Source organism: Streptomyces sp. NBC_00984, from assembly GCF_045162475.1.
In the GTDB taxonomy this organism is placed as follows: Bacteria; Actinomycetota; Actinomycetes; order Streptomycetales; family Streptomycetaceae; genus Streptomyces.
In genome coordinates this window covers 545,036-571,587 of record NZ_CP108734.1, presented here as the reverse complement: position 1 = coordinate 571,587, position 26,552 = coordinate 545,036, and the positions used below count along the sequence as shown (strand labels likewise).

Annotated in this window: 20 protein-coding genes and 2 pseudogenes; 8 read left to right on the top strand and 14 right to left on the bottom strand. The window is 69.1% G+C overall.

Features of this window, described 5'->3' with window-relative positions; all coding sequences use genetic code 11:
- The 3 genes from OG520_RS02470 (at position 1) to OG520_RS02460 (ending at position 3,556) form a co-directional block, all read left to right on the top strand.
- The gene (locus OG520_RS02470) at positions 1–1,758 is read left to right on the top strand and encodes a glycoside hydrolase family 36 protein (RefSeq protein ID WP_406011995.1); all 1,758 of its coding nucleotides are present in this window, start codon (positions 1–3) and stop codon (positions 1,756–1,758) included.
- Between the two features lie 23 nt (positions 1,759–1,781).
- Positions 1,782–2,780, top strand: a complete 999-nt coding sequence (locus tag OG520_RS02465; RefSeq protein WP_406011994.1) for a LacI family DNA-binding transcriptional regulator — start codon at positions 1,782–1,784, stop codon at positions 2,778–2,780.
- A gap of 89 nt (positions 2,781–2,869) precedes the next feature.
- Positions 2,870–3,556 (top strand): TetR/AcrR family transcriptional regulator, encoded by a 687-nt coding sequence (locus OG520_RS02460; RefSeq protein ID WP_399331084.1) that lies wholly within the window; start codon positions 2,870–2,872, stop codon positions 3,554–3,556.
- Between the two features lie 22 nt (positions 3,557–3,578).
- Here the strand turns inward: OG520_RS02460 and OG520_RS02455 are convergent, their stop codons facing one another.
- The 7 genes and pseudogenes from OG520_RS02455 to OG520_RS02425 form a co-directional block, all read right to left on the bottom strand.
- Positions 3,579–5,036, bottom strand: coding sequence for a carboxylesterase/lipase family protein (locus OG520_RS02455; protein WP_399331086.1), 1,458 nt, complete (start codon positions 5,034–5,036; stop codon positions 3,579–3,581).
- A 55-nt stretch (positions 5,037–5,091) separates the two neighbouring features.
- Positions 5,092–6,873, bottom strand: a complete 1,782-nt coding sequence (locus tag OG520_RS02450) for a glycoside hydrolase family 3 protein (RefSeq protein ID WP_406011993.1) — start codon at positions 6,871–6,873, stop codon at positions 5,092–5,094.
- 38 nt (positions 6,874–6,911) lie between these two features.
- On the bottom strand, positions 6,912–8,195 hold the full coding sequence (locus tag OG520_RS02445; protein WP_323180327.1) for an MFS transporter: 1,284 nt from the start codon (positions 8,193–8,195) through the stop codon (positions 6,912–6,914).
- Between the two features lie 441 nt (positions 8,196–8,636).
- Positions 8,637–8,774 (bottom strand): annotated as a pseudogene (locus OG520_RS02440) (IS5/IS1182 family transposase); the annotation flags it as partial.
- Positions 8,775–9,074: 300 nt separating this feature from the next.
- Positions 9,075–9,497: a hypothetical protein gene (locus OG520_RS02435; RefSeq protein WP_406011992.1), complete on the bottom strand. Its 423-nt coding sequence runs from the start codon at positions 9,495–9,497 to the stop codon at positions 9,075–9,077.
- Positions 9,498–9,621: 124 nt separating this feature from the next.
- Entirely contained in the window at positions 9,622–10,449 is an 828-nt protein-coding gene (locus OG520_RS02430; protein WP_406011991.1) for a S8 family serine peptidase, read from the bottom strand.
- A gap of 274 nt (positions 10,450–10,723) precedes the next feature.
- Positions 10,724–11,716 (bottom strand): ATP-binding protein, encoded by a 993-nt coding sequence (locus OG520_RS02425; RefSeq protein WP_406011990.1) that lies wholly within the window; start codon positions 11,714–11,716, stop codon positions 10,724–10,726.
- A 1,513-nt stretch (positions 11,717–13,229) separates the two neighbouring features.
- On the opposite strand from OG520_RS02425, the gene OG520_RS02420 reads away from it, so the two are divergent.
- Positions 13,230–13,841, top strand: a complete 612-nt coding sequence (locus OG520_RS02420) for a hypothetical protein (protein WP_406011989.1) — start codon at positions 13,230–13,232, stop codon at positions 13,839–13,841.
- A 783-nt stretch (positions 13,842–14,624) separates the two neighbouring features.
- On the opposite strand, the gene OG520_RS02415 is transcribed toward OG520_RS02420, so the two are convergent.
- Together OG520_RS02415 and OG520_RS02410 are read right to left on the bottom strand one after the other, a co-directional pair.
- On the bottom strand, positions 14,625–15,152 hold the full coding sequence (locus OG520_RS02415; protein WP_406011988.1) for a DUF4142 domain-containing protein: 528 nt from the start codon (positions 15,150–15,152) through the stop codon (positions 14,625–14,627).
- A gap of 341 nt (positions 15,153–15,493) precedes the next feature.
- Complete coding sequence (locus OG520_RS02410; RefSeq protein WP_406016405.1) at positions 15,494–15,793, bottom strand: DUF6415 family natural product biosynthesis protein; 300 nt, start codon at positions 15,791–15,793, stop codon at positions 15,494–15,496.
- Here OG520_RS02410 and OG520_RS02405 point away from each other — a divergent pair.
- The gene (locus tag OG520_RS02405) at positions 15,689–16,039 is read left to right on the top strand and encodes a SpoIIE family protein phosphatase (RefSeq protein ID WP_406011987.1); all 351 of its coding nucleotides are present in this window, start codon (positions 15,689–15,691) and stop codon (positions 16,037–16,039) included. The genes OG520_RS02410 and OG520_RS02405 overlap by 105 nt on opposite strands.
- A 64-nt stretch (positions 16,040–16,103) precedes the next feature.
- On the opposite strand, the gene OG520_RS02400 is transcribed toward OG520_RS02405, so the two are convergent.
- The gene (locus OG520_RS02400) at positions 16,104–16,532 is read right to left on the bottom strand and encodes a DoxX family membrane protein (RefSeq protein ID WP_406011986.1); all 429 of its coding nucleotides are present in this window, start codon (positions 16,530–16,532) and stop codon (positions 16,104–16,106) included.
- Positions 16,533–17,276: 744 nt separating this feature from the next.
- Here OG520_RS02400 and OG520_RS02395 point away from each other — a divergent pair.
- The 3 genes from OG520_RS02395 to OG520_RS02385 all read left to right on the top strand — a co-directional run bounded on the left by OG520_RS02395 (position 17,277) and on the right by OG520_RS02385 (position 21,450).
- A complete protein-coding gene (locus tag OG520_RS02395; RefSeq protein ID WP_406011985.1) occupies positions 17,277–18,347 on the top strand; it encodes a sodium:calcium antiporter in 1,071 nt (356 codons plus the stop codon).
- 148 nt (positions 18,348–18,495) lie between these two features.
- Complete coding sequence (locus OG520_RS02390) at positions 18,496–20,064, top strand: LCP family protein (RefSeq protein WP_406011984.1); 1,569 nt, start codon at positions 18,496–18,498, stop codon at positions 20,062–20,064.
- Between the two features lie 93 nt (positions 20,065–20,157).
- Positions 20,158–21,450, top strand: coding sequence for an IS256 family transposase (locus OG520_RS02385; protein ID WP_331747558.1), 1,293 nt, complete (start codon positions 20,158–20,160; stop codon positions 21,448–21,450).
- 40 nt (positions 21,451–21,490) lie between these two features.
- Here OG520_RS02385 and OG520_RS02380 read toward each other — a convergent pair.
- From OG520_RS02380 to OG520_RS02365, 4 genes and pseudogenes are all read right to left on the bottom strand, one after another.
- Positions 21,491–21,764: pseudogene (locus OG520_RS02380) on the bottom strand (acyl esterase); the annotation flags it as partial.
- Positions 21,765–21,994: 230 nt separating this feature from the next.
- Positions 21,995–22,741, bottom strand: a complete 747-nt coding sequence (locus OG520_RS02375; RefSeq protein WP_406016404.1) for a thioesterase II family protein — start codon at positions 22,739–22,741, stop codon at positions 21,995–21,997.
- Positions 22,742–22,948: 207 nt separating this feature from the next.
- The gene (locus tag OG520_RS02370; RefSeq protein ID WP_406011983.1) at positions 22,949–25,498 is read right to left on the bottom strand and encodes an FtsX-like permease family protein; all 2,550 of its coding nucleotides are present in this window, start codon (positions 25,496–25,498) and stop codon (positions 22,949–22,951) included.
- Positions 25,498–26,301, bottom strand: coding sequence for an ABC transporter ATP-binding protein (locus OG520_RS02365; protein ID WP_406011982.1), 804 nt, complete (start codon positions 26,299–26,301; stop codon positions 25,498–25,500). Before OG520_RS02365 ends, OG520_RS02370 begins: the two co-directional genes overlap by 1 nt.
- Positions 26,302–26,552 lie beyond the last annotated feature (251 nt).

Sequence of the window (26,552 nt, the reverse complement as noted above, 5' to 3'; positions counted from 1 at the left end):
GTGAGCACCCAGCCCACCGAGGCCGTCACCACCGCGGAACTGGCGCCCGCCACCTTCGAGCCACTGCTCGACACCGTGGAGATCGCCGTCCTGGCCCCGGGCACCGACCCCGCCTGGACACTGTCCGAAGTGCCCGGCGGCCTGAGAATGCTGCAAGTCGAAGCTCCCGGCTCACCGGTGGAGATCCGGCTCTCCGCCCCGCTTGGCGACACAGCCGGCTACTGGCACCCGAAGGCAGGCTGGAGCCGGACCCTGGTCGCCGACTGGGAAGGCAGGTCCAGGGTCAGCCTCATCGACGGCCTCGCCGCCGGCTGCCTCTACGACTACTCGGGCGCCACGCTGCTCGCATTCGCCGCAGCCGACCCCGTCCCCGAGGTCGCCCTGCGCTTCGGAGTCTCCGAGGAGAACGACACCCACGTCGTCCACCTCGAACTGCCGCCTTCCACCACACCGCACCGCATCCTCTTCGTACCACGCAGCCCCTCAGTCGCCTCGGCCATGCGCCTGCTGCGCGGCTGGTACGAAAAGCAGACTCCGGCCGCCATGCCAGTTCCCGAAGCGGCCCGACTGCCTCTGTACAGCACCTGGTACGCCTTCAACCAGCAGGTCGATGCGACAGCCGTCGAGCAGCAGGCCGCACTCGCCGCGGACATGGGCTTCGGCACACTCATCCTGGACGACGGCTGGCAGCGTTTCGGCAGCGGCCGCGGATACGCGGGCGTGGGCGACTGGCTCCCCGACCCCGACAAATTCCCCGACTTCGCCACTCACGTCACCCGCGTACGCCGACTCGGACTGCGCTACATGGCCTGGGTCGCGCCTCTGCTCCTGGGCCCCCGGACCGACTGCTACGAGCAATGGGCTTCCTACGCCCCGGCCCTCGCCAAGGTTCCCGGTGCTCACGTCCTCGACCCCCGCAGCCCCGAAGTCCGCTCCCACGTCGTCCGCCTGTGCGTACGCCTGGTGCGCGACTACGGTCTCGACGGACTCAAGGTCGACTTCCTCGACGAAGCCATGGCCTACGCAGGCGACGGCAGGGGCGATGTCGGGCAGGCACTCACACTCCTGCTCACCGAACTGCGCACCGCGTTGCTCGCCGAGCGATCCGATCTGCTACTGGAACTGCGTCAACCCTACGTCGGTCCGGGCATGGCCGCGTTCGGCAACATGCTCAGATCCTTCGACTGCCCGGCCGACTCCACGGCCAACCGCGTCCGCACGATCGACACCGCACTGCTCGCCGTTGGCGGTGTCGTCCACTCCGACCCCTTGCTGTGGGACACCACGGCCCCCGCGACGACCGCCGCACGGCAGCTCATCGGGGCACTTCACTCCGTTCCACAGGTCTCCGTGCGCCTCGACGCACTCCCTGAGGACCACGCCGAAGCGGTCCGCTTCTGGCTGGCCCAGTGGCGCCGCCTGCGCCCCCAACTGCTCGACGGAATGGTCGAGCCCGGCCGCCCTGACGATCTCTACACTCTGGTGCAGGCCGGAGCGGACGGGGTGAACGTGGTGTCCGTGTTCAGCGACCGGACCGTACCGGTGCAGCCTGCGGTCCATCGCGAGACGGTCCTGATCAACGCGACTGCCGAGAACCGGCTGGTGCTGGAGGTCCAGGACGAGGGAGCGCAGGTGGAGGTCGAGATCCGTGATCCCTCCGGCCGTATCATCGAGCGGACCCGGATCACGCTCACCTCCGGCCTGCACAACCTGCCAGTGCCGAACATGGGGCTGGCCCTGATCCGGAAAACCGCATGACCCTGCCAGTGAAAAGGGGACGAATGAAGGTCGGCATCGTTGAGATCGCTGCCCGGGCGGGTGTGAGCGAGGCCACCGTCAGTCGGGTCATCAACCGGCGTCAAGGAGTGGCGACGAAGACCAGGGACGCCGTCGAAAGGGCCATGACAGAACTCGGCTACGAGAGGCCCGTGGAGGGCCAACTGGTCGCGGTGATCACCGAGCACGTCTCCAACCCCTTCTTCGCCGACGTCGCCGAACGCATCGAGGCGGCACTGGCACCACACGGACTCAAGGCCGTGTTGTGCCCGGCGTTTCCCGGAGGGGTCCAGGAACGGGAGTTCATCGCCTCGATCATCGACAAGGGCATCGCGGCCGTCGTGTTCCTGTCCTCGTCCAACACCGTGGAGGGCGCCGACACCGAAACGTACGAGATGCTCCGCTCCCGACGCATCCCGTACATCGGTGTCAACGGGGGGTTCGCCGACAACGTTCCCGCGCCCGTCTTCTCCACCGACGACGCGCTGGCAGCCGAACTGGCCGTGGACCATCTGCACCGTCTCGGTCACCGCGCCATCGGCATGGCATCCGGGCCAGCCGGCAACCACCCGGCCGACCGGCGTGTGCAGGGCTTCCTCGACGCCATGGCCAAACGGGGCAGCCAGGACGCCGAACGCTGGGTGATCAGGCAGTCCTACACCGTCGAAGGCGGTCAGTCAGCCGCGCATACCCTGCTACAGCTCGGTGCCACCGCCATCGTCGCAGCCAGCGACTACATGGCCCTCGGCGCGATCCGCGGCATCCGCCGGCAGGGATTCTCGGTCCCTGGGGATGTCTCCGTCGTGGGCTACGACGGCTCCATGATCACAGAGTTTGTCGATCCGCCCCTGACCACCGTGAGACAGCCGGCCGACCGGCTCGCCCTCGAAGTCGGCCGCAGCGTCCTGTCGCTCGTCAGCAACCGCGAAGTACCGACGGGAGAACTCTTCTTCGACCCCGAACTGGTGATCCGCTCCACAACGGGGCCCGCGCCGCACAAGTAACTTGGGTGCGGCTCGGAACGGCGAAGCCCGGGGTCAGCTCAACGAGCTGACCCCGGGTGGACGTTAAACGCCAAGCTAAGGTGGTCCGCATGGACCGCACGCAGGATGGAAAGCCCCGTAGAACCGCGGCTCGTGGCAGCTACGCCGTGGGTGACGAGCGCCGTGCCCGGATTCTGGACGCCGCTGTCGAGCACTTCGCGCAGTGGGGGTTCCATGCCTCGTCGCTCGCGCGGATCGCAAAGGACGTGGGGATCACGCAGGGTGGGCTGCTGCACCACTTCCGCAGCAAGGAGGATCTGCTGATCTCGGTGCTGCAGCGGACCGACGAGCAGGGCGGGGAGCGGCTCTTCGCGCGCGAGCCGCAGTCCGCCGTCGAGACCTTTCAGACGCTGCTCGGCCTCGCGGCGTACAACGCCGACCGGCCGGGCCGCACCAAGATGTTCAACGCACTGGTAGGGGAGGCGGGCGAGCGGGGCCACCCCGCGCACGACTTCTTCGTCGGCCGCTACCGCACGGTCATCGAGGAGATCGGCAGGGAGCTCCGGGACGCCGTCGAGCGTGGTGAGGTCAAGCCCGACACCGACCCGGAGGCGCTGGCCGCGGAGATCGCGGCGGTGATGGACGGGCTGCAGCTGCAGTGGGCGCTCGCCCCGGAGACGTACGACATGGTGGGGCGGCTGCGGGCCTACTTCGACCGGTTGCTGCGGTCGGTGACGGTGGACGGGGCGGGGCTGCCGGAACGGTCCGGTGGCGAGGAGGACCGGTCGGAGAGCTGACCGGCCCGCCTCGCCGTCCGGGTCAGCCCAGCCAGATCCCGCGGACCGGGCCCAGGGGGTCGGACTCGGTGTGCGGCTCGGCGTCCCAGATCATCGTGGAGCGCTGTGAGGTGGTGTAGCGGGGCCAGCCGGCACCCGGGTCGAGATCGGTCACGAAGGCGACCCAGGCGGAGTGCATGGCGTCGGTCAAGCGCTGCGGCGGGTTCTCGCCCAGAGCGGCGGTGACACCTTCGGCGTCGGCGGGCAAGCCGAACGCGAAGGGCAGGTCGAGGCAGTGGCTCGCCAGGCCCGCGTAGGTCGCGGCGGTGGACGTGTACTCGAACTGGTAGAGCCAGGTGGGGAGTTGTCGGGCGGCGCGGGCCTCGGTGATGGCGAGGGAGGGGGCGCGGAAGGTGGTGTCGGTGGCCGCCTGGCCGAGGAGGGCGCCCGGGGTGTCCTTGTTGAGGTCGAGGAAACGCTGGGTGCGGTCCGGGTCCAGGCCCATGGCGGCCAGTGCGGCGCGCAGCATCTCCTCGCCGCCGTCCGGAGCGGGCATGAGGTTGAACTCGTGGGAGGTGAAGCCGAGCATCAGCGAGGTACCGGTGCCCGCGTCGCCGGTGGTGAGAGCGTCCATCACCGGGGCGGGGATCAGCTCGCCGTCGGCGAAGGGGGCGAGGACGACCAGCGGCAGTGACTGGCGCTCGGGGCCGGGCGCGTTCAACGCATCCATGAGGGCGAGGTGCTCGTCGTCGGACTTGTCGCGGAGCGCGGCGGCGGTCGCCGGGACTCCGGTCCGCTCGGTGAACAGGCGGGAGATGGTCAGCGCCATGTCACGCCCCTGCGGCTGCATCACCGCTCCGGACACCGAGATCGCGCCGCGGAACAGGCCCTGCGCGGCAGGCGTCGCGAGCAGTGTCTGGACCGCGCCGCCGCCCGCCGACTGACCCGCGACGGTCACCTTGGACGGATCGCCGCCGAAGGCCGCGATGTTGTCACGCACCCACTGCAGGGCCGCGATCCAGTCGAGCACCCCACGGTTGTCGGGCGCGTCCGCCAGGTGCAGGAAGCCCTCGATGCCCAGCCGGTATCCGAACGAGACCACGATCACGCTGTCCCGGTTGAAGGCCGCCCCGTCGTACCAGGGGCTGGCTGCCGAACCGGCCACGTAGCCGCCGCCGTGGATCCACACCAGGACCGGGAGACCGCTCCCGGCAGGGGAGGCGACGTCCGGGGTGAACACATTCAGGTTGAGGATCGACTCGCCCGGAACGGTCGGCTCGGGAATGGTCGTGACCTCGCCGAACGGACGGCGCTGAGCGGTCGGCCCGTACGCCGTCGCGTCCATCACCTCGGTCCACGGCTCGGGCGGAACCGGAGCCGCGAACCGCAACTCACCGACCGGCGGCGCGGCGTACGGGATGCCGAGGAACCGCATCCCGCTCTCGCGGCGCTCGCCGCGCACGGGGCCGCTGCTGGTCAGGACGGTGGGGCTGGTGGTCATCAGGGGTGACTCCTGCTCTGTGGGGTGGGGGCGGGGATCCGGGTGTCCGAGCGTCTCAGAGGTCCAGTCCGGCCCCGAAGGGGAAGACCGGATCGGCCGTGTCGTGGGGCACATCGGACCGGGACGCCTCGACAGCGGCCATCGAGCGCGGCAGCTCGTACGGCAGCCGGCCCTCCGCCCTGGCCCGCCCGAAAGCCACGTCGAGCAGCGCCTCGTCGCTCGCGCCGAAGTCGACGATCAGTGCCGCCGCCCGCTCGGCGATCTCCGGGATGACGGCGGGCCGCTCCAGGTTCAGACAGACGACGGTCGGTACGGCGTCGAGGAGGTCCAGGACCGGCTTCAGCTCCTCCTCGGTGAAGTCCAGGCGCCCCGAGTGGAAGAGCTGTTCGAACTTGTTCTCCCGGAACTCGTACGGGGTGAACAGGCGCAGCACCGCGAGGTCCGCGTCCGCAGGGTCGTCCACCAGCTTGCCGAACCGGGCCGCGACCCGCACGTCGAGCCCTTCGACGTACAGCTTCGGACGCTTGTCGGCAACCGGCAGTGTCCGCTCGTGGTTGACCAGGACGGTGAGTGAGCGGCGCTGGGCCGACTGGCCGGCCGCGCGGAACTCGCTGTTGCCGACGATCTCCTCGGCCGCGTCGGGGTCGACGTACGGGCTGTCGAAGAGGCCGAGGACGAACTTCTCGCGCAGCAGACGTCGTACGGAGCGGTCGATGCGGTCCTCGGAGAGGCGGCCGGAGCGGACCAGGTCGACGATCACCTCGGGGCAGGACTCGCCGCCGAACTGGTCGGCGCCCGCGTCGATCGCCTTCGCGGCGCGTTCGGCGACGGTCAGGTGCTCGACGCCCCAGGCGCGGGCCTGGTGCATCTCGCCGAAGATCGCCTCGTCGTTGAGCAGGCCCCAGTCGGTGCAGACGATGCCGTCGAAGCCGAGCTGATCGCGCAACAGCCCCGTGATCACGCCCTTGTTGAAGCCGAAGCCGACCTCTTCCCAGTCGGTGCCGACCGGCTGGCCGTAGTACGGCATCATCTGCGAGGCGCCGGCCGCGATGGCCGCCTTGAACGGGGCCAGGTGGTGCTCGCGCATTCCGCCCGGGTAGATCTGCTCCTTGCCGTGCGGGAAGTGCGGGTCCTCGCCGTCCTTCTGCGGGCCGCCGCCGGGAAAGTGCTTGACCATGGTGGCCACGCCGTCCGGGCCGAGACGCTCGCCCTGGAAGCCGAGGACGTACGCCTGGACCAGCTCGGCGGTGAGTGCGGCGTCCGCGCCGAAGGTGCCCATCTGGCGGGACCAGCGGGGCTCGGTGGCCAGGTCGATCTGCGGGTGCAGGGCGACGCGGAGGCCGACCGCGAGATATTCGCGGCGGGCGACATCGGCGAAGCGGCGGACCAGTTCCGGGTCGCGAGTGGCGGCCAGGCCGGTCGGCTCGGGCCACGCCGAGAAGGCACCGGCCTCGATGGAGGCGCCGATGTTCGCGGTGAAGGAGTGGCGGGGGTCGGTGGAGACGGTGACCGGGATGCCGAGACGGGTGCTCGCGGCCATCTCCTGGAGGGTGTTGTGCCACTCGGCCATCTGGCGTGGGCCCGCGGTGCCGAAGAGGTTGAAGTGGCTCATGAGCTTGGAGCGCACCATGCCGGTGGTGTCCGTGGAGACCATGGAATCCTCGCCGGCCTCGACCGGGCGGCCGTCGGGGTGCATGGTCAGCATGGTCTGGAAGAGCAGACCGGCCTTCTCCTCCAGGGTCATCCGGGAGATGAGGTCGGCGACGCGCTCGGAGCTGGGGAGGGACGGGTCCCGGTAGGGGTGGCCGTCGTTACGGGGGATGGGGGTGGTGCTCATGTGGTTCTCCAAGAGGGGGACCGGCCCGGCTGGGACGGTCAGCGCACGCTGCGGATCGGGACGACGGACAGGGCGCCGAGGGCGGTGACCACGGCGGCGACCACGAACAGGGCGTCGTAGCCGCCGAACGCGCCGACCACCAGGGAGGCGACGAACGGGGCGATGATCTGTGGGCCGGCGTTGGCGATGTTCAGCACGCCCATGTCGCGGGCGGCGTCCTCCGCGCTCGGCAGCACCAGGGTGACCAGGGCGGTGTCCACCGCCATGAAACAGCCGAAGCCGAGCCCGTTGATGACGGAGAAGACCAGCATGCCGGTCCAGTCCGGGCTGACCAGCGGCACCACCATGCCGGCCGCGGTGAGTACGCAGGAGGCCGCGATGAACGGCTTGCGGCGGCCGATCCGGTCGGAGAGGACACCGCCGGCGACCGTCGCGACCAGCATCGCGATCGAGTTCACGGGCGTCATGATCGTGATCGCGTCGGTCGGGCTCAGGCCCTTCGGCAGCTCGATGTGGTCCTGGAGGATGTACAGCTGGTACACCACGATCACGAAGTAGCCGAGCGTCAGCAGGAACCGGCCGACGAACGCCCACCGGAAGTCCGCCACCCGCAGCGCCGCCGCGAACGCGGCCAGCTGCTTGCCCAGCGGCACGGTGTCCTGCTCGGGCAGCTTCCGTTCCCGCGCCAGCGAGGTGAACAGCACCGCCGCGCCCGCGATGACCGCGCCGAGCACCAGATACCCGGTGGGCACGTCGTGCGGCACGAACATGGTGGCCAGCGCGACACCGACCATCGAGCCGACCGGGATGCCGATGCCCACCGTCGCCGAGGCGAGCCCGCGGCGCTCGACCGGCACCCGGTCGGGCACGACCGCGGTGATGGCCGCCTGGTAGACGTTCATCGTCGCCTGCACCAGACACCAGCCGATGGTGACCAGGAGGATCGACTTCATCGCACCGAGCAGCGCGAGCGCGCCCAGGGCCGCGATGCCGCCGCCGAGGATCCAGGGATTTCGCCGCCGGGATCGGTCCGAGAGGACACCGGCGAGTGGGTTGAAGAGCGTCGCGAAGATCGCGGAGATGCCGGAGACCAGACCGAAGTTGGCGACCTTGTCCGCCGGGTCGATGGCCTCCACCTGGAGCGGCAGCAGAACCTGCCCGACCCCCATGTAGACCATGTACATCGCGATGTTGCCGACGGCGAGCAGCGAGAGCAGCCCGCCCAGGTTGGCGCCGCGTCCGGCCGGCGGCGCGTCCTGCGCTGTGTCCGTGACGACGTTCCGCGGGGAGGCAGACGTGTGCCGTGTCTCGGATGTGCTCATGACCAACTTCCTTGGTGGCCGTGCCCCTGCGGGGCGAGAGGGGGCGGGGTGCGCCTGAGCCGCGGGCCGGGCGAGGCCTTCGACCTGCGGGCCAAGCACAGGAAAGCACGAAAACCGAGTGGGCGCTAGGTTTACTGGATGTGGTGAGGGTTACGCCCGTGGTGTGCGCCATGTCGGGTGTTCGAGGTGATCCAGGTCGGTACCCGGCGGGCTGGGCCCTCGCCTTCGGGCCGCCGCCCTCGCGTTCGACCTGGGCGAGCCTTTGTGGCGTTCGTGGCGCCGTTCCGTCGGCTGACCGTCTGGGTCAGAGCTGACCCGCCAGTGGGGGCGTGCCGCGCGGAGCCGCACTCCGAGGAGGCCGTGCCCCGGGTGTGAGTGCGGCCACGCACATCGTGGGCGAACTTGTTGCCGTCACCGTACAGATGAGTCCGGGCGAGGAGCTCCGCGCTTGTCGGGCAGGGCGCGGGTCTTGTCCGAGTCGTAGCCGGCGTACAGGTGCACGGTCGTGCCGTCGGGCAGCGGTCCCAGGTCGTCCAGGCGGTCCAGGGTCGCGGCAAGCAGTGGGGAGTTGCGACGGTTCGTGGTCGAAGTCAGGGCCACGAAGTCCCACGTCATGCTCCATGCCACCGCCCCCGATCGCACTGGCGAAACCCTGCTGGCCGCCCATCTGTGGGCGATCGGCCGAGGCGCCCGCATCGTGGATGAGAAGCACTGGGACGGCCTGCCAACGGGAGCCGGCTGCCGCGTCACAACCGGCGACGGCGGCCTGCCGAGGCCCCGCCGTCACGACGTCGCTGGCTCTCAGGCCGGGCCACTTTCGGTCCTGCTGAACCGGGCCGCGGTCACCCAGGTCGAGGTCGGCCGCCGGCCTTTGTCGGTCTATGACGAGCTGACCGGCACCCGCCCCTTCACCACCGTGGCGAAGGGGCCGGGCCGGTCGTTGACGATGACCACTGCCTTCGCGCCGGCGTCGGCGACCGCGGTGATCAGGTCAATGGGCTTCCGGGTGGCATCGCGGGTGACGACCGCGAGCCTGCCACCGAGGTCCTTGCCGGTCAGGTCCTCCGGCCGTGCCATGCCGGCGTCTACCGCCTGGAGCGCGCTGGTGCCGTACAGCCGGGCCGCGTACATCACTTGCTCAAGCGGGAGCGCTCCTCCCTTTTCGGCGTAGGACGCCTGGATCATCGGCGAGTACCTGCGCTGCTGGAAGTGGAACTCGAACATACCGAGCTCCACCGGCTTGGTGGGCACCACGTAGGCGTGGTCCCAGAGCGGGCTCGACACGGCCTTCAAGAAGTCCATCCCGATCTTGCCGGGGAGCTGCTGGCGGTACCGAGTTTGAAGCTGTTCTGCTCGGATTTCTCGGGTGTGGCGACCTTGACCTCCTTGCCCAGCCGGGCATCCAGCGTGATCGTCCGATCCGCTTTCAGCTCCACGACGGGCTCGCCGGCGAGGGTGTAGTCCGTGACCTGCGACGAAGCCTTGTCCCTCGTGTGTACGAGGCCCATGACGGAGTAGCGTCCCTGCGGCACCGCGACGGTCTTGGTCCCGTTGTCGGGGTAGACCTGGTTGAAAGCACCAGTGTCCAGGTTGAACACCGCGAGTTCGCCGCTCGCCGGCTCGCCGGCTCACCGTGGCGGTCGATCGTGTTGACGGTGAGGTCGACGGTGGGTACGTCCTTCGTCGCGCCGACGGTGGTGTGAACGGCGGTGCCATCGGTCGCGGTGGCGGTGATGACGGCGGTGCAGTCGCCCATGGCGCCGAGCTCGGGGTGGTAGGTCACCGTCACGCTCTTGGTGGAGTTCGCCGGAACCGTCACGTTGGCGTCGCTGAGAGTGAACGTGCCATCCATCGGGGGCGCGGTCTCCCCGACGGTGAACAGGCGAAGCGACAGCGTGGTGTCCACCGCGGAGGTGTTCACGTAATTGACTGTCTTGGTAACCGGCGCGCTCTCGGCCGACGACTTGCCCATGCTGACGACGGCGGGGCTGGAGTAGACCGTGGCGTCGAGCGCCTTGGGCACGTCGACCCGGCCACCGCCCTGCTGGTAGGCGGTGTACGAGCCTTGCTTGGCCGTGCCGACCAGCACCTGCTTGAGCCGGTCGGCGGTCCAGTCCGGATGGCGCTGCGCGAGGATCGCCGCAGCGCCGGACACATGCGGGGTGGCCATCGAGGTGCCGTTGGCCGAGGTGTAGTCGGCGTCGACGGGGGTACCCATCGAGGTGTCGGCGGCGCGCGCGGCGACGATGCCCACGCCCGGGGCGGTGGTACCAGGATGACCGCCGTCGCATCGTCACCCGAGGCGAGGGCAAGGTCGGCAGACTGTTCCGCGTACCGGCACCATGCCGTCGTGTCGCCGACCTCCCGAAAGTGGCGCGCGAGCTGGGCGACCGGGGACGGGGTGGCGCCCTCGAGGACGTGCGCGGCACGCAGGTGTATCGCCCGCCGCTGCGGCACAGGAATCGCCTCGTACACCGCGCGGCACGCCAGCATATGCCGGAACGAGACGAGCCCGCGCGGGTCCTCCCTCAGCAGCCCCGAACCCACCGCTTCCGCCAGGCCTGGCAGCCCCTGCTCGCCGGATCGCCTTCGGGAGCCATCACCTCGACGACGGCGTCCTCGGAGGCGGGGTCGGTGAGTACGGCGGCCGCGCGCAACGCCGCCTGTGCCGACGGGCCGAGCCGTACGCTGCGTTCCAGTACGACGTCCCGCACCGTCGGCGGTACCCCGATCTCACGCAGCCGCTGCCGCGCCCAGGAGTCACCCCGCCGGGTCGGGTCGCCGTGGTTCCACATCAGCCGGACGGATTCCTCGATCGCGAGCGGAAGCCCGTCGGTCCGGTCGTGCAGGATGGTCGCGAACTCGTCGGAAACCCGTTCCCCACCCAGCATCGAGGACACCATGGCGGCAGTCCCTGGGACGTCCAACGGCTCCAACGAAAGCCGCAGCCGCGCCGCGCCCGTCGGCTGCCGCGACGACAACCGCAGCAGCAGAGAGTCCGGCGTGATTTCCTCCGGGCGGTAGCTCACGAGCAGACTGACCTGTTGTCGCGGACGTGATGCCAGGAACAGCAGAAACTCCAGGGTGGCCTCGTCTGCCCAGTGCACGTCCTCAACCGCGAGTAACCCGATGCCGAGCCGTTCGAGGATCTCCTCGATGGCCCGGAACAGTCGGTGTCGTGCCGCCGCTGCGTCTTCGGCCGGGTCGGGTGTGGGCGGCAGCGACGTTGCCCACTCGGGGAACAACGGCCGGAGTGCCCCCGCCAGTCCGCTCAGGCCGAGCCCGGCGACATCCTCGGTCGCCGGTCGGATCGCGTCCACCACCGGCCCGAGTGTGAAGGGCTGGCGAACAGTTGGGCAGGCCGCCAGCAGCACCCGCTGCCGGGCCGGGGCATGCGCCGCGAGTAGCCCCTGAATCAGTCGGCTCTTACCGATCCCGGCCTCGCCCTCGACCAGCACGACCACCGGCGGGGCGGACAACGCCGCTCTCAAAGCGGCGAGGTCGCGCTCGCGTCCGACCAAGCCGGGGGATGCGATCGCTGGTAGGTCGCGTGTGTCGGAATCGCTGGTAGACATTCGCCCCACCGTGGGAGACAGGCGACGGCGTGCCCGAGCCGTCGTCTTCCGTGAACAATATGATCAGAGGTTACAAGGCGAGGTGGCAGGGGGGTAGGCCACGTTCGCAGGCGTGGTGCACAAGGCGATCACTGTGGAGTCCCGGGACCGATGTCTATGCTGCCATCATCCCGCCCGGGGCAGGGGTCTCCGCGTCACTGGCAGAGCCTGACGAGCTGAATCGACGAGTTGGTCGGCAGAGCCCAGGCCGAGGGCGTCCAGGCCCTTCGGCAGGAAGTTGAGATATGCCGCGATGTCCGGGGCTCGGAGTGGGTTGGTCAACCGAAGGAGCGTCGGGCGGCCGTGGCGTCGGTGGGGTTCCAGCGGTGTCGGGGGGACGGTGCTGAGCAGTAGGCGTGTGCAGGGGTGGTGAGTCGCGTCGAGGATCTCGGCCGTAGAGGCGCAGGGCCTCCTCGACGCTCCGGCCCACGCCCAGCCGCGGAGCGAGGGACAGGTAGTGGGACCGGGTCAGCCGACGGGGCGCCTGAGGGACGGGGGTGACCTGGTGTCTGGTCCGGAAGAGCTGGTCGGGAGTGGGGCAGCGGCAGGAGGAACTGGGAGTTGCCGCGTAGAACGCCCTCGGCTGTTGTCGGAGCGAAACACTTTGGCCAGTGCAAGGTTCTGACCTGCGAAGCGGTGGTGGCTCCAGCTCGCCTACGCGCTTCGCCCCCGCGTATTCACCGGAAGGCTTGATTCCGCCCACGGCCCGCCCCTATCCGCATATCTCACACAGCACGAGATGCAGCCCGCACCCCAGGCTCATCAGGCACATCGACAAAGATCACCCTGACGACCGAAGTCAGTACCAGGCTGGCCCCGCATCTTCCGTGGGTGACCCTGAGGGTTCCCAGGGCGCCTGGTCGACTTGCACGATCCAAGATCGGTTGGGATACGGCTTCTCAGGCAGGCGCCCTCCGGCCTCCCTCAAAGCCGAGTTGAGTCTGCCCTCGGACACACGAGAGCCAATGGACTCGCACGCGAGGCTGCTCACGAATGAAGTGAATTCCTGTAGAGATCGGGTCTGCGTGTCTCGCGGCCTGGACGAACCCTGCTATGCGCGGTCGCGTTCGTCGGAAAGCCACCGTTGATGCGGCCTCCTTGGGGCATGCGACAGGCCACATGTCAAGCAGCGACTTGCCGACACTTCCCGGCGACCCACCGCCACAGCGGGTGAGTAGATGTCAGAAGATCACCTACAAGGGCTAATGGCCAATCAACGTCCCATTCTTCACCTGATATTGACGGTTACTCAGCTTCTTGTCGGAGGGGCGTGAAGGGGCTCTGCATACCCGATCGGCCCCACGAAGCCGGGGGTCCCGAGTTGCTCGATATGACAGCAATAGGGGGTGTTAGTACGTTCAATCACGCACCGGCTGTTACAGCGGGACTGTCTCTGAGTCTGAGAAGGAGAACAAGCGACATGATCATGACCCGTTCCCATGCGATCGCCACGGGCGTCGCGGCCGCCGCGGTACTGACCGCGACCGGCATCACCTACGCCACCGCCGTCCCCGCCCCCCAGGCCCAGGCCCAGGTGGCCCCGGCCGCCGTCCCTGCTCAGGCCCTCATGGGCGGGGAGGGCGGCAACACGGGCAAGGGCAACGAAGGCAATGAGCGCCGGGGCAACGAGCGCGGGGGCAAGCGCCATCACGAGGAGGGCCGGATCCACATCAACGAGCGCGATTACTCCGGCCGCCCCGACGGCTGCATCACCGTCGTCAGCGGCCTGGGCGCCAAGAGCTTCAACATCCGCAACGACAGCCGCAACGAGGTCGAGGTCTTCCGCGGAGCCGTGTGCGACAACGGCGCTCCCATCGCCACCGTCGGCCCGCACAGCTCTGCCGACGGCGTCTGCCCGGGCAAGGGCAGGGGCGAGGACGAGAACTGCGAGAACGGCGAGCACCACAAGAAGAAGCACCACGAGGAGATGAATGGCGGCGTGAAGGTCAAGAACGGAGTCGTCGCCAGCTTCCGCGTCATCAAGCGCCACCACGGCGAGAGGGGCGAGGGCGGCGAATTCGGCGATTACTAAAACCAGCGACCGCTTGATGCGCATGCTGGAGAATCCCGGCCCGCCGTAATCGGGCCGGGATTCCCGTCCAGCCTTCGGTCCGAGGATATCCCTTCTCGGAACATCCAGCTCGGGACCGCGGAGGTGTGTGGGAGCGCCGACAAGGGGGCTGCGCGTCGACGGCAGCACACTCCATGGCGTAGGAAGAACACCTCATGACCTCGGCTATTGCGTGACAAAGACACCTCATGCGGCCAACGAGTCAAGGCGTCCGCCAAGAATGCCGATCAGTGGGCGCCGGACGAATCAGGGGCTTTCCCCCGAAGCGTGGACACCGTTTGCTACGCGGCAGCGGCCAGCGCAACCCATTGCTTTTCGTAGCCGCCATCTCGTGTTGTAGCGGGTGACCCACCGGAACACTGCGAGACGGGCCTCACGCGCTCCTGGCCGAGGTCAAGCTCGGGGTATTCCTGTCGAACACCAAGACCCGGCGGGCCAAGGTCAGGGGCGACAAACTCCAACAGATGGCCGGCCTTGGGCTGGAGTGGGCCGTACAGATTGGATCCCCGATGCGCGCCGGCCGGTGACCGCCATCCGGCCCACGGCCGACGCGCACGTCCCGCATCCCTGGTGAAGACCCCGCGAAACCGGGGGCCTGTCCTGGTGATTCGTCAGCGGCGCTCGGGGCTGTCTCCTCTGCGACCGCCACCGGAGGCCGCGGTTTCTCCGGCGCCCAGCGCCTGTGCGCGGGTCCGGCCGGTGCGGCGGTCATCCCGCCGAGGCCGCTGCCGGTGCCCGCGGGGATCACGACCTGTCGATGTCCGCCTTGCAGTCCCGGAGCAGTTCCAGGTGTCTCGCCACCACGGGGCGGGCCGCCCGGGCGGCCGCCTTGACCTCGGCGTTGCTCCCCGTTCCCATTTCCTGGTCGATCAGGGCCAGTGCCTCCACGTGCCCGGTGGCCTCGGTGCTCAGCCACGCGACGTCGTACGCGCCCGTACCCGCCTTGGCCCGCACGGCGGCCAATGCCTGCTCCTGCGCCGGAGAGGGCCCGGCCGGCAGAGTGACGTGCAGTTTGCCCGCCAGCGCCTTGACGTCGGCGTCCAGCTTCCTGTGGTCGCGCACCAGCGTGGCGCCGACCGTCTTCACACATGCCGTTGTGGCGTTCTTGCCCGTGTCCTGTCCGGCTGCGATCTCGGCCAGGTTTCCCTGATGAATCGCCCTCAGGAAAGGCGCGTCATCGGTGGCCGCGGCCACCGCGAACGCGGAAGGCGCGGATATACCGGCCAGCGATGCCAGCATCGTGGCAGCGGCCATGCGTCGCACAGCAATCATCTGCGTTGCTCCCTTCGCCCGGTCTGGGGGGCACAAGGGGCGGCATCAGACCGGTCGCTGAACGGGCACGCGAGTTGGTGTCCGGTAGCCATGTCTTCCCGTGCCGCACGGCGTGGTCACACAAATACCGGTCTGTCACACGAATGGCCGCAGTTTCCCGGGTAACGGAATCCCCTGCCGTATCTCGTCGGGCCGTACCCCCGTGAGCTCGTCGGGCCGTATCCCCCGCGTATCCCTGATGGCCGCGCCGTGGTCCGCACCCCCGGCGATGCCCTCGTCCTCTCTCCCCTCCCTCGCCGCGCCGGCAGCGCTGTGGCCGGCACCTCCGCGTTCGCGCCGGTCTACGCGGTTCCTACACCGGGCGGATTCAGCGGTGCGGACAGGCGTCCGGTGGCTTCGCGGAAGACGATTTCGGCGAGGGCGCCGCGGCCGTCGTTCTTCGGCAGGGTGGTGGCGTGGCGCTGTACGTCGGCGGCGATCGCGCGGGCGTGTCCGGTTAGCTGGAGGGCGATCTGCTCGTGGTCGCAGGGTTCGAGGTGCGAGTCCGTCCAGGCGAGCACGGCGGTGACGAGCGCTTCGTACGGGGCACGGTCCGCGCGCCGCCACTGGGCCTGGGCGAGCTGACCGCACCCCAGTACCAGGTGGACACCTTCGCCCTGGAGCCCGCAGACCTGCTGCTGCTCCACACCGACGGCGTGGCAGAAGCCCGGGACCCCGGCAGATTCTTCTACCCGCTCGCCGAACGTGCCGCCTCCCAGACACACGACAGCCCCCAGGCCCTGATCCACCACCTGCGCGCCGACCTTCTGGCCCATGTGGGCGGGCGCTTGGGCGACGACGCCGCCATGGTCTGCATCCAGTGCGCCCCCGGCCCCGGGTCGGGGTAGTCGTGGCTGTAGACCCGCCGCGCAGCGGCTGCTCAACACTGGCATCAGCAACTTCTGCCCGGGTTCAAAGGCTCAGTACGATGGCGGCGCTGATGCCGCCGAGGCACAGGGCGAAGGCGGCTTCCGGCCAGCCGCCCTTTCCCCAGCGGAACGGTCTGTCGAGGGCGAGTTGGCCGGGACCGATGGCAGCGATGGCCAGCGCCACGACCGCGATGCACACGTTGTACTCGACGCCGCCTTCTGTCTCCCACAGGCCATGTGCCGCGGTGACGGTCGCCATGGCATTGATCATCACGCCGATCAGGACGGCCGATGCCAGTGGGGTGAACAGTCCCAGAGCCAGGCCGAGGCCCCCGAGGAGCTCGGAGCCACCACCGATGGCGGCATAGACCTCTCCGGGGTGGAAGCCGAGACCGGCGAAACCCTTGCCCGTTGCGGCGAGACCCTCACCGCCGAATATTGCGAAGAGTTTTTGGCATCCGTGTCCTGCCATGAGGAGGCCGAAGGTGATCCTGACAAGGAGCAGACCGCAGTCACCGGCGGAGACCGAAGACTGTGCCGGTCCACGGGCCGCCCCTGGGGCGGGGCATGCAGCTTCTCATTGATGAACTTCATCGGGGGCTCCCTTTCTGCTCCGATGCCCCCGGGGCGGCGCCGACTGACCGCCCGGGACACGGCAGGGGCGGCCGCACGGCGGCGCCTATGAGCGCACGCCGGACGCGGAGTACCGAGGCACTGCCGGGAGGCACTCGAATCCCAGAAAACCAACTGGGCTGCCCCCGGTCAGGCCGTCGGCCGTTTTCACATTGAATTGCGTGACGTCGGCATGTCATTCCAAGCGTTCCCCCTTCCCCAGCCGGTATCGACCCCGGAGCGGGGGGAGTGTGCGCGGTATCAGCGGGTGCCAGGAGGAGTGACCGTTTCTGGTGCGGGGCGGCGGGCGACGCATTGCTCGCTGGACCAGGGCCGGGGGCGCGGCTGGTCCATGGTCGGCCATGCATGCGTGGGGGCTGGGCCTGTCCTGTGCGTGCCGAGTCTGTGTAAAGTAGGCGGCTGCGAAGGGGAGTAGCCCCGCAAACCGGTCGTCGACATGCTGGAGTCCTTGAGGCTCCCGGTGGCCGGGCCCGTGCAGAGTCTGCCGGGTGGGCGAGACCTTCGGCTCTTTGTCGACGATGTACGTACGTCGCGGGGCCGAGGTCGTACGCCGGGACTCCTACCGCGTACCCCCGATCCCGCGGTGCGGGAAAGCCGGGCGGTCAGTGTGATCCATTTCGTTTTGCTCATCGTGTGTGCGGTGGCGATCTATCTCTCGTGCGAGTGGTTCGTCAACGCGGTCGAGTGGCTGGGCCAGCGCCTCAATGTCGGGAAGATGGCGGTCGGCACGATCCTGGCCGCGTTCGGCACGGCACTGCCCGAGTCGGTAGTGACACTGGTCGCGGTCACCACGGGCGCCACCGAGGAGGCCAAGAACATCGGCGTCGGCGCGGCGATGGGCGGCCCGCTGGCCCTGGCCACGGTCGCCTACGGCGTGACCGGCGCGATGCTGCTCCTCAAGCGCCGCAAGGAGCGCGCCCTGGTCCTGGCCACCACCGGCATGCCGGCCAGCGGCCCCGACGGGGCGGAGGCGCTGGGTGATGAGAAGGACATGAAGCGGCTGGCCAAGGACCAGAAGTGGTTCCTGCCGATCTTCATCGTCAAGGTCGCTCTCGGCCTGGTCGCCTTCGCCTTCAAGCCCGCCCTCGGCCTGCTGTTCTTCGGCGCCTACGCCGTCTACTTCTGGCGTGAGATCCGCAGCGGTGACGACGGCGAGGAGGACGAGGAGCTGGAGCCGCTGAAGCTGCAGCCCAAGGCCGCCGCCCCGGCCACCTGGGCGGTCGTGGTCCAGACCCTGGCCACGTTGGCCGTGATCTTCTTCGCGTCCCAGCTGTTCGTGAAGCAGCTCGACGCGATCGGCCCGATGCTCGGCCTCTCGGCCGCGGTTACCGCGCTGCTCCTTTCGCCGATCGCGACGGAGCTGCCCGAGATCATGAACGCGATCATCTGGGTCCGCCAGGGCAAGACCAAGCTCGCCCTGGCGAACATCTCCGGCGCCATGATGATCCAGGCGACCGTTCCCAGTGGACTGGGGCTGCTGTTCACCAGCTGGAAGTTCGACGGTGCCCTGCTCTGGGCCGGGCTGATCACCATGGCCGCGATCGTCTACCTCCTGGTAACGATGCGCGCCCAGAGGCTCACCCCCGGCCGGCTGGCCGTGGCGGCCCTCTTCTACGTCGTCTTCGGCCTGGGGCTCATCCCGATCCTGGCCTGACGGCCCGCCCCTATTTCTGCCGTGGCAGCCCGGGAGGGCGGTCACGGCGTTCCAGGACTTCGCGTCCACATGCGTTACCCGTGCCCCCGCACACGGCGGGGGCTTCCCCCGCGCTCACACCTCTGGGCGCCCGGACGAATGCGTGATCATGACCGCCGAGCACCCGATACACGACACCGCCCAGCGACCACCTGCTCCAGACCGCACAGCACCGCAGGGCCGGGGCGGGCGTCGCAAGCGCCCGGCCGAGCCGACCGGCGCACGCCGTCGGCGCAGGCCGCGCAGCCGCAAGAAGCTGTTCCTGGCCGCCACGGCAGCGGTCATCGTGCTGGCCGTCGCAGCGGGTGGCGCCGTGTATCTGCGGTTGTCCGGCAACATCAACACCTTCGACGGCAAGGGGCTCAGCCACCACCGCCCGCAGGAAACCCCGGGTGACGCGCAGAACATCCTGCTCATCGGGTCCGACAGCAGGTCAGGCGACAACGCGAATCTCGGCGGGGGCAAGGACCCGGTGGGCCGCTCCGACACCACGATCCTGCTGCACGTCTACGCCGACCATCGACACGCGGTCGGCGTGTCCATCCCCCGCGACTCCCTGGTCGACATACCGCCCTGCCTGCTCCCCGACGGCACCTGGTCCCAGACACGCACCAACGCCATGTTCAACTCCGCCTTCACCCTCGGCAGCACCGCGGCCGGCAACCCCGCCTGCACCCAGAACACCGTCGAAGCACTCACCGGCCTGCGCGTCGACCACACCGTCGTCGTCAACTTCACCGGCTTCGCCGCCATGACCGAAGCAGTCGGCGGCGTCCCCGTCTGCCTGCCCAAGGACATCCACCAGAAAGACCTCAACCCCAACCGCCCAACCCAGGGCAACCTCGTCTACCGCAAGGGCGAACAAAAAGTCTCAGGAAAGGCCGCCCTGGACTACGTCCGGCTGCGCCACGGCATCGGCGACGGCTCCGACATCGGGCGCACCAAACGCCAGCAGGCATTCATCTCCAGCCTCATCGGCCAGGTCAAGAAGGAAGGATTCAGCCCCACCACCCTGCTCCCGCTCGCCAACGCGGCGACCAAGTCCCTCACCGTCGACCCCGGCCTCGGCTCCGCCGGCAAACTCCTGTCCTTCGTCATGTCGCTGAAGAACATCGACCTCGCCAACATCCAGTTCCTCACCGTCCCCTGGCAGTACAGCGGGGCCCGCATCGCCCTCGTCCACCCCGACGCCGACAACCTCTGGACCACCCTCAAAGAAGACCGCACCCTCGACGGCAAACCCACCGGACAGCACACCAAGAAGAAGGCCGGTCCGGCCCCCACCGTCAGCACGGTCAGCGGCGCCGGCATCACCGTCGCCGTCTACAACGGCACCACCACCCGCAAACTCGCCGCCCGCGCCGCCGACCTCCTGCGCACCCGGCAATTCACCGTCTCCGGCACCGCAACAGCCAGCGCCCAGAACCACACCACCACGGTCATCGAGTACGGCACCGGACTCAAAGCACAGGCACAGACCCTCTTCGCGCTCTTCCCCCACGCCCAGCTCCAGCCCATCCCCGGCAACCAGATCAACCTCATCACCGGCCAGGACTACGCCAATACCCCCACCACCACCTCCCCAGCCCCCGTCGCCCCAGCCGAATTGCCCTCAACCGTCACCGCCCAGGCACGCCCAGCCAACCGCAGCATCTGCTCCGACCTCTCATACGGCTGACAACGCCGCTCCAGGTCTACGGGGAACGGCCGGCCCGGCGTCCGCGGGACTGTAAAACGTTCGGTGTAACTCCCGATCATGGAAGATGCATCGATGACCAGCAATAACGTGACCGAGGCCGAGTCCGTCGAGCCGTCTGAGACGGTGCCGGCGAAGTCTGTGGACGACCGGCTGATCGATGAATTGGTGGGACGGGCTCAGGCCGAGGGCCTTCAGCTGACCGGCGAGGGCGGGCTGCTCCAGCAGCTGACCAAGCGGCTCCTGGAGTCCGCTCTCGAGGGCGAGATCACCGACCACCTCGGCTATGACAAGCATGATCCGGCCGGGAAGAACGGCGGTAACTCACGCAACGGCACCCGGGCCAAGACCGTGCTGACCGATGTCGGCCCGGTCGAGATAGTCGTGCCCCGAGACCGGGAAGGCAGCTTCGAGCCGAAGATTGTCAAGAAGCGGCAGAAGCGTCTGTCCGGCGTGGACGAGATGGTCATCTCGCTCGCGGCCAAGGGCCTGACGACCGGTGAGGTTCAGGCCCACCTGGCCGAGGTCTATGGCGCCGACGTATCGCGCCAGACGATCTCCACGATCACCGACAAGGTCCTCGAGAGCATGGCAGAGTGGCAGAACCGGCCCCTCGACGCCGTCTATCCCGTGATCTTCATCGACGCCATCCACGTGAAGATCCGCGACGGCGCGGTCGCCAACCGGCCCATTTACGTGGCCCTGGCGGTCACGACCGAAGGCCGGCGGGACATCCTCGGCCTGTGGGCCGGCGACGGCGGCGAGGGCGCCAAACACTGGATGCACATCCTCACCGAGATCAAGAACCGCGGCGTGAACGACGTCCTCATGCTCGTCTGCGACGGGCTCAAGGGCCTGCCCGACGCCGTTGAGAACGTCTGGCCCCGCACGGTCGTGCAGACCTGTGTGGTCCACCTGCTGCGGAACTCCTTCCGCTATGCCGCCCGCCAGGACTGGGACAAGATCGCCAAACTCCTCAAGCCCGTCTACACCGCGGCGACTGAGGAGGCCGCCCTCGAGCGGTTCGCCGAGTTCGCCGACGCCTGGGGCCGGAAGTATCCGGCGATCGTGCGGCTCTGGGAGAACGCGTGGGAAGAGTTCACCCCGTTCCTCCGCTTCGACACCGAGATCCGCCGCATCGTGTGCACGACGAACGCGATCGAGTCCGTGAACGCCAGGATCCGCCGGGCGGTCAAGGCCCGCGGCCACTTCCCCAACGAGCAGGCCGCGTTGAAGTGCGTCTACATGGCGATCATGTCCCTGGACCCCACCGGCAAGGGCCAGGCCCGCTGGACCATGCGCTGGAAGACCGCACTCAACGCCTTCGACATCACCTTCGACGGCCGCCTCTCCGCAGCCCGTCAGTAACTCCAACAACCTGAGTTACACCGTTCCTTTGACAGACCCGCGTCCGCCCATGGAAGGTATAGGGGGCGTTGCTGATCAGCTTGCCGAGGCCGAGCGGCTCTTCGTCGTAGAGATACGCGACGAAGGTGCCGCTCTCCTTGTTGCTGGTCAGTGTGGTGTGGAGCCTGGCCGTGCCCCGGATGTGCTGCTTCGACGCGTACTTCTCGGCCTGCGAAGGTACGGGGCAGCAGCGGGATCGAGGCGAGCGGTGGCAGCTTCACGAACTGGTCGAGGGCGTTGGACAGCATGACCATGCCGCCGTTGGCGCCCGAGTCTCCCCGGAACGCAGGTCCAGCTGCTGCAGCAGCCCGGCGGTCATGCCCATCGTGCTCGACATCGCGGTCATAGAGCCCCCGGACCGGGGCCGGGGGACGCGTCCCGGAATGGGCTCGGTGTCATGCTGATCGACACGCTGTCCCCGCTGTGGAGCAAGCGCGCGAGCTCTAATCCGTCGGCAGGCACCGACCAGTCCAGCAGATCCCAACGCGGCGGAGTTTCGCCGGTATCAGGTGCTCAGCGACGCGATGTTCTCCCGTACCGCCTCAGTCACGGCCGCCGCATGGGAGTTGAGGTAGAAGTGCCCGCCGGAGAAGGTCCGCAGTTCGAACGGCGCGGTCGTGCGCTCGGCCCAGCCACGGGTCTCGTCGAGCGTCGCCATGGGGTCGTTGTCCCCGAGCAGCGCGAGAACCGGGCACGGCAGGGACGGACCCGGCTGGTAGCGGTACGTCTCCACGGCCTCGTAGTCCGCACGGATCACCGGCAGGAACAGGGCCCGCAGCTCGGGGTCCTGGAACATCCGCACGTCGCTGCCGCCCAGCCGCTCCATCTCGGCCACGATCCCCTGGTCGTCCCGCTTGTGCACGTCTTCGTGCCGCACGCTGGTCGGCGAACGGCGGCCGGAAACGACGACGGAGAGCGGGGCGGCGCCGTCACCCGCGAGCCGCCGCGCCACCTCGAAGGCGACCAGTGCGCCCATGCTGTGGCCGAGCAGCGTCAACGGCCGGTCCGCCCAGGGGCGCAGCGCCGTCGTGGCGTGCCGCGCCAGCTCGTCGACGGAGCGCAGCAGAGGCTCGGTCCTGCGGTTCTGCCGGCCCGGGTACTGGACTGCCAGCACGTCGATTCCTGGGGACAGCGCGGCCGAGACAGGGTGAAAATAACTTGCCGCGCCGCCCGCGTACGGAAAGCAGACGAGCCGGTTCTTGGCGTCCGGAGCCGGGTGGAAGCGTTGGATCCAATCGCTCTTTTCCTGCACGCTGCTCGTCAACTCACTTGCCCCTCATACGTGTGTCGTCCACCGGTGAAGGCTCTCACCGGGCACGTGTCCGGCCAACCCCTAACCACCCCCACCTAGGGGTGGGAAGAAGGTGAGGCCCCACCGCCTGCAAGGCGGTGGGGCCCGGCCGGAGAGTCTTACGGGGGATGGACTTCCGGCCCTTCACTTTGGTTTTCAGGGGCTTCCCTACGCGGCGGTCGCCGCTTCCACCGGTCGGATCCTGGTGGCCCGCCAGGTGGGCAGCAGGGTCGCCGTGAAGGTGATCACCACCGCGCCGGTCACGACCGCGAGGTAGATCCACACCGGTACGGACGGGACCACCCGGTCCAGCTTGGCGACGCTGTAGGGGAAGAGCGTGACCGCGGCGGCGACCGTGCCGAGCAGCACACCGACGACGGCGGTCAGCACGCTCTCCACACTCATCATCGTCATGATCTGCCGCCGCGTGAAGCCGGTCAGCTGCTGGAGGCCGAACTCCCGGCGACGCCGGCCGGTGGCCGCGATCAGCGTGTTCACCACCGAGATCGCGGTGTATCCGACGATCATGCCGACCACCAGGTAGTTGATGGTGGCCAGTTGCTGCTGGCCCTCGGTGCGCCCGGCGACCAGCGCGGCGCTGTCGGTCACCTTGACCCCCGGCTGGTCCTTGACCAGCGCGGACAGTGCCGCGGTCACCTCGGTGGAGTCGCTTCCGTTGGCGTGGCGCACCAGGATCTGGCGCGCCGCCCCGTCGGTGGTGTGGGCGGCCAGCAGTTGGGCGGGCAGCAGCAGTGCTGCCGCGTCGCCCTCGGCCCGGTAGGTGGCAGCCACCTTCACCTTGACCGGAGTGCCGTCCCCGAGCCGCAGGGTGAGGGAATCACCGACACCGCGCCCGAGGGAAGCGGCGTGCTCGACGGGCAGCGCGACGCTGTTCCCGCGCAGGCGGCCGAACGAACCGGCCACGGCTTGCACCGAGAGGTTCTTGGCGTCGCTGACACCCTGGAGCGGCCAGCCGTCGCTGGTCTGCTCGGCGTCCTCGGGGCTCTGCACGAACCCAGTACTGGTCACGTAGTCGGAGGCGGCGCCGACTCCCTGTACCTGCCGCACCCGGTCCAGGGTGCCGGGGGCCAGGCCACCGGTCTCGGACGTCAGCACGTCGTCCGCCCGCAGGACCCCGGTGTGCGCGGAGCGGTTGGAGGCGTCCTCGATCTGCTGCATGTACAGCGTGCCGGTGGCGATGCCGGTCAGCAGGATGATCGGCGTGATGGTGGCGGCCATCCGGATCGTATGGGCCCGGGAGTTGAGCACCGCGAGCTGTCCCGGCAGTCCCGTGAGGGCACGCAGCGGGCCCTGGAGCAGCGCCACGATGGCCTTCGTGAAGCCGGGGGCGAGCAGCGCCAGGCCGATCGCCCACATGATGCAGGCCGGTCCCGCGGTACTGGCTGTCAGGTCGCCCTTCATCATGGTCATGGTCATCACGGCCATGCCGGCGCCGCCGACGAGGAAGAGCACGGACAGGACGACCCGGGTACGGGTCAGCCAGCGCCCCTCGATCGAGCTCTCCGCCAGCGCCTCGGTGGCCCGGGTCTTGGCGATCTTCCGGGCGGTGATGTACGCGGCACCGACGCCGGCCAGCAGCGAGGCGCCCACAGCCACCAGGGCCGGCACCACGCCGAGGTGGAACTCGACGGCCCCGGAGACCATTCCGGCGGAGACCAGCTTGTCGAAGATGAGCTCGCTGAGCAGCGCGCCGGGCAGGCAGCCCAGCACCGAGGCGACGGTCGCGACGACCAGCGTCTCGCCCAGGATCATGCGGCGCAGCTGCCGCGGGGTGGTGCCGATCGCTTTCATCAGGGCCATCTCGCGGTGCCGCTGCTGAATGGTCAGCCCCAGCGTGGAGGACGCCCCGAACATGGCGACCAGGATCGCCCAGCCGCCGAAGATCGCGGACAGCGTGACGAGGCTCTTCTGGCTGCTCGCGGCCTGCGGGAACTCGGCGAGCCCCCGGTTCTCGCCGGTCAGCATGACGGCCGCCTTGCCGTTCAGGGCGTGCTCGATCCTGCTGCCGAGCTCGGCGGTGTCGGTGCCCGCCTTGGGCAGCACACCGATCGCGTCCGCCGTGCCGGCCCGGCCGCTCAGCGCGCCGGCCTGCTCGTCGGTGAAGAACACCGCGGGCTGCGAAGCCGTACGGCCGCCTGCCTGCTTGACGATTCCGGCCAGCCGGAACTCCTGCGGCCGTCCGTCGGCCACGATCCGGACCCGGTCGCCGACGGAGGCGCCCGCCTGCCCGGCCAGCCCGGCGTCCAGCACCACATCACCGGCCGCACCGGGCCGGGCTCCCGAAATGAGGGTGTAAGGGGCCAGTTGAGCCGAGTCCCAGCCGTGGCCGAGCGGGCGGTGCTCAGTGCCGGTGGCAGTGTCGGACAGGTCGGTCACCGGGCGGCCGTCACGTACGACCGCCACCGGGAAGGACACGTCGGCGACGGCCTTGCCGACACCGGGCACCGCGGCGACGGCGTGTACCTGCGCCGCGTCGAGCCGGACCCGCTCGGACAGCTGGGCATCGTCGTACTTCTGGTCGCCGGCCACCACGAGGGGAGCCGCGGCCAGCCGCTGGGGCGGCACCGCGTCGCGGACGCCGCTCTCCATGAGGCCGCCGCAGGCCGTGATGAGGGCCGCGCCGAAGAACATGGCGATGAAGGTGGCCACGAATCCGCCCTTGCGGAACCGCAGCGTGCGCAGAGCCAGGGACAACATCAGTACGTGCCTCCGGCCGCGTTCGGCACATGCTGGCCGTAGGCCACGGGCTCTTCGTCGGCCCAGGCGCCCAGGCGAGTCATCCGCTCGGCGACCGCCTCGGCCGTCGGGTTGTAGATGTCGCCCACGAACCGGCCGTCGGCGAGGAACACCACCCGGTCCGCGTACGAGGCGGCCACGGGGTCGTGGGTGACCATCACGATGGTCTGCCCCAGCGACCGTACGGACTCCTGCATCAGCCGCAGCACCTCACGGGCGGTGCGGGTGTCCAGCGCACCGGTCGGCTCGTCGGCGAAGACCACCGCGGGCCTGGTGACCAGCGCGCGGGCGATCGCCACGCGCTGCTGCTGGCCGCCGGACAGTTCGGCGGGACGGCTTCGGGTACGATCGCCGAGCCCCACACGATTGATCACCTTGGTCACTTGGGCCCGGTCGGGGCGCCGGCCGGCGAGTTCCAGCGGAAGCGTGACGTTCTGCACCACCGAAAGGGCGGGCAGCAGATTGAAGGACTGGAAAATGAAGCCGATGCGCTCGCGCCGCATCTTGGTCAGCGTCGTCTCGTCGTAGCCACCGAGATCTTCGCCGTCCAGCAGGACGGTGCCGGAAGTCGGCCGGTCCAGCCCCGCCGCGCAGTGCAGGAAGGTGCTCTTGCCCGAACCCGACGGGCCCATCACGGCGGTGAAGCTACCTCGCTGGAAACTCAGGCTGACGCCGTCGAGCGCGGTCACGGCATTGGCGCCCTCGCCATAGACCTTGCGAACGGCGTCGAGCCGTACTGTGTCGTCGACTGCGGTGGTGTCCATTCAAAGCTCCCAGTGCCTGTCGCGAGGGGGACGCGATCACGACAACCACGCTACGGATAGGAAGAGCGACGACCGATGGGTCTGTGTCCACAAGGGGGGTAGAGGAAAGTCCACCCCTGACCTGGGCCTTTCCCCACTACTCCACCAGGGTTCACGCGCGATCCTTGAAACGCCGTGACACTGGGCACGGTCGAGTGAGACCGCCCGGTCACCGCCCGCACGTGTTGCATCATGGGCCCGTGGGGAACTCG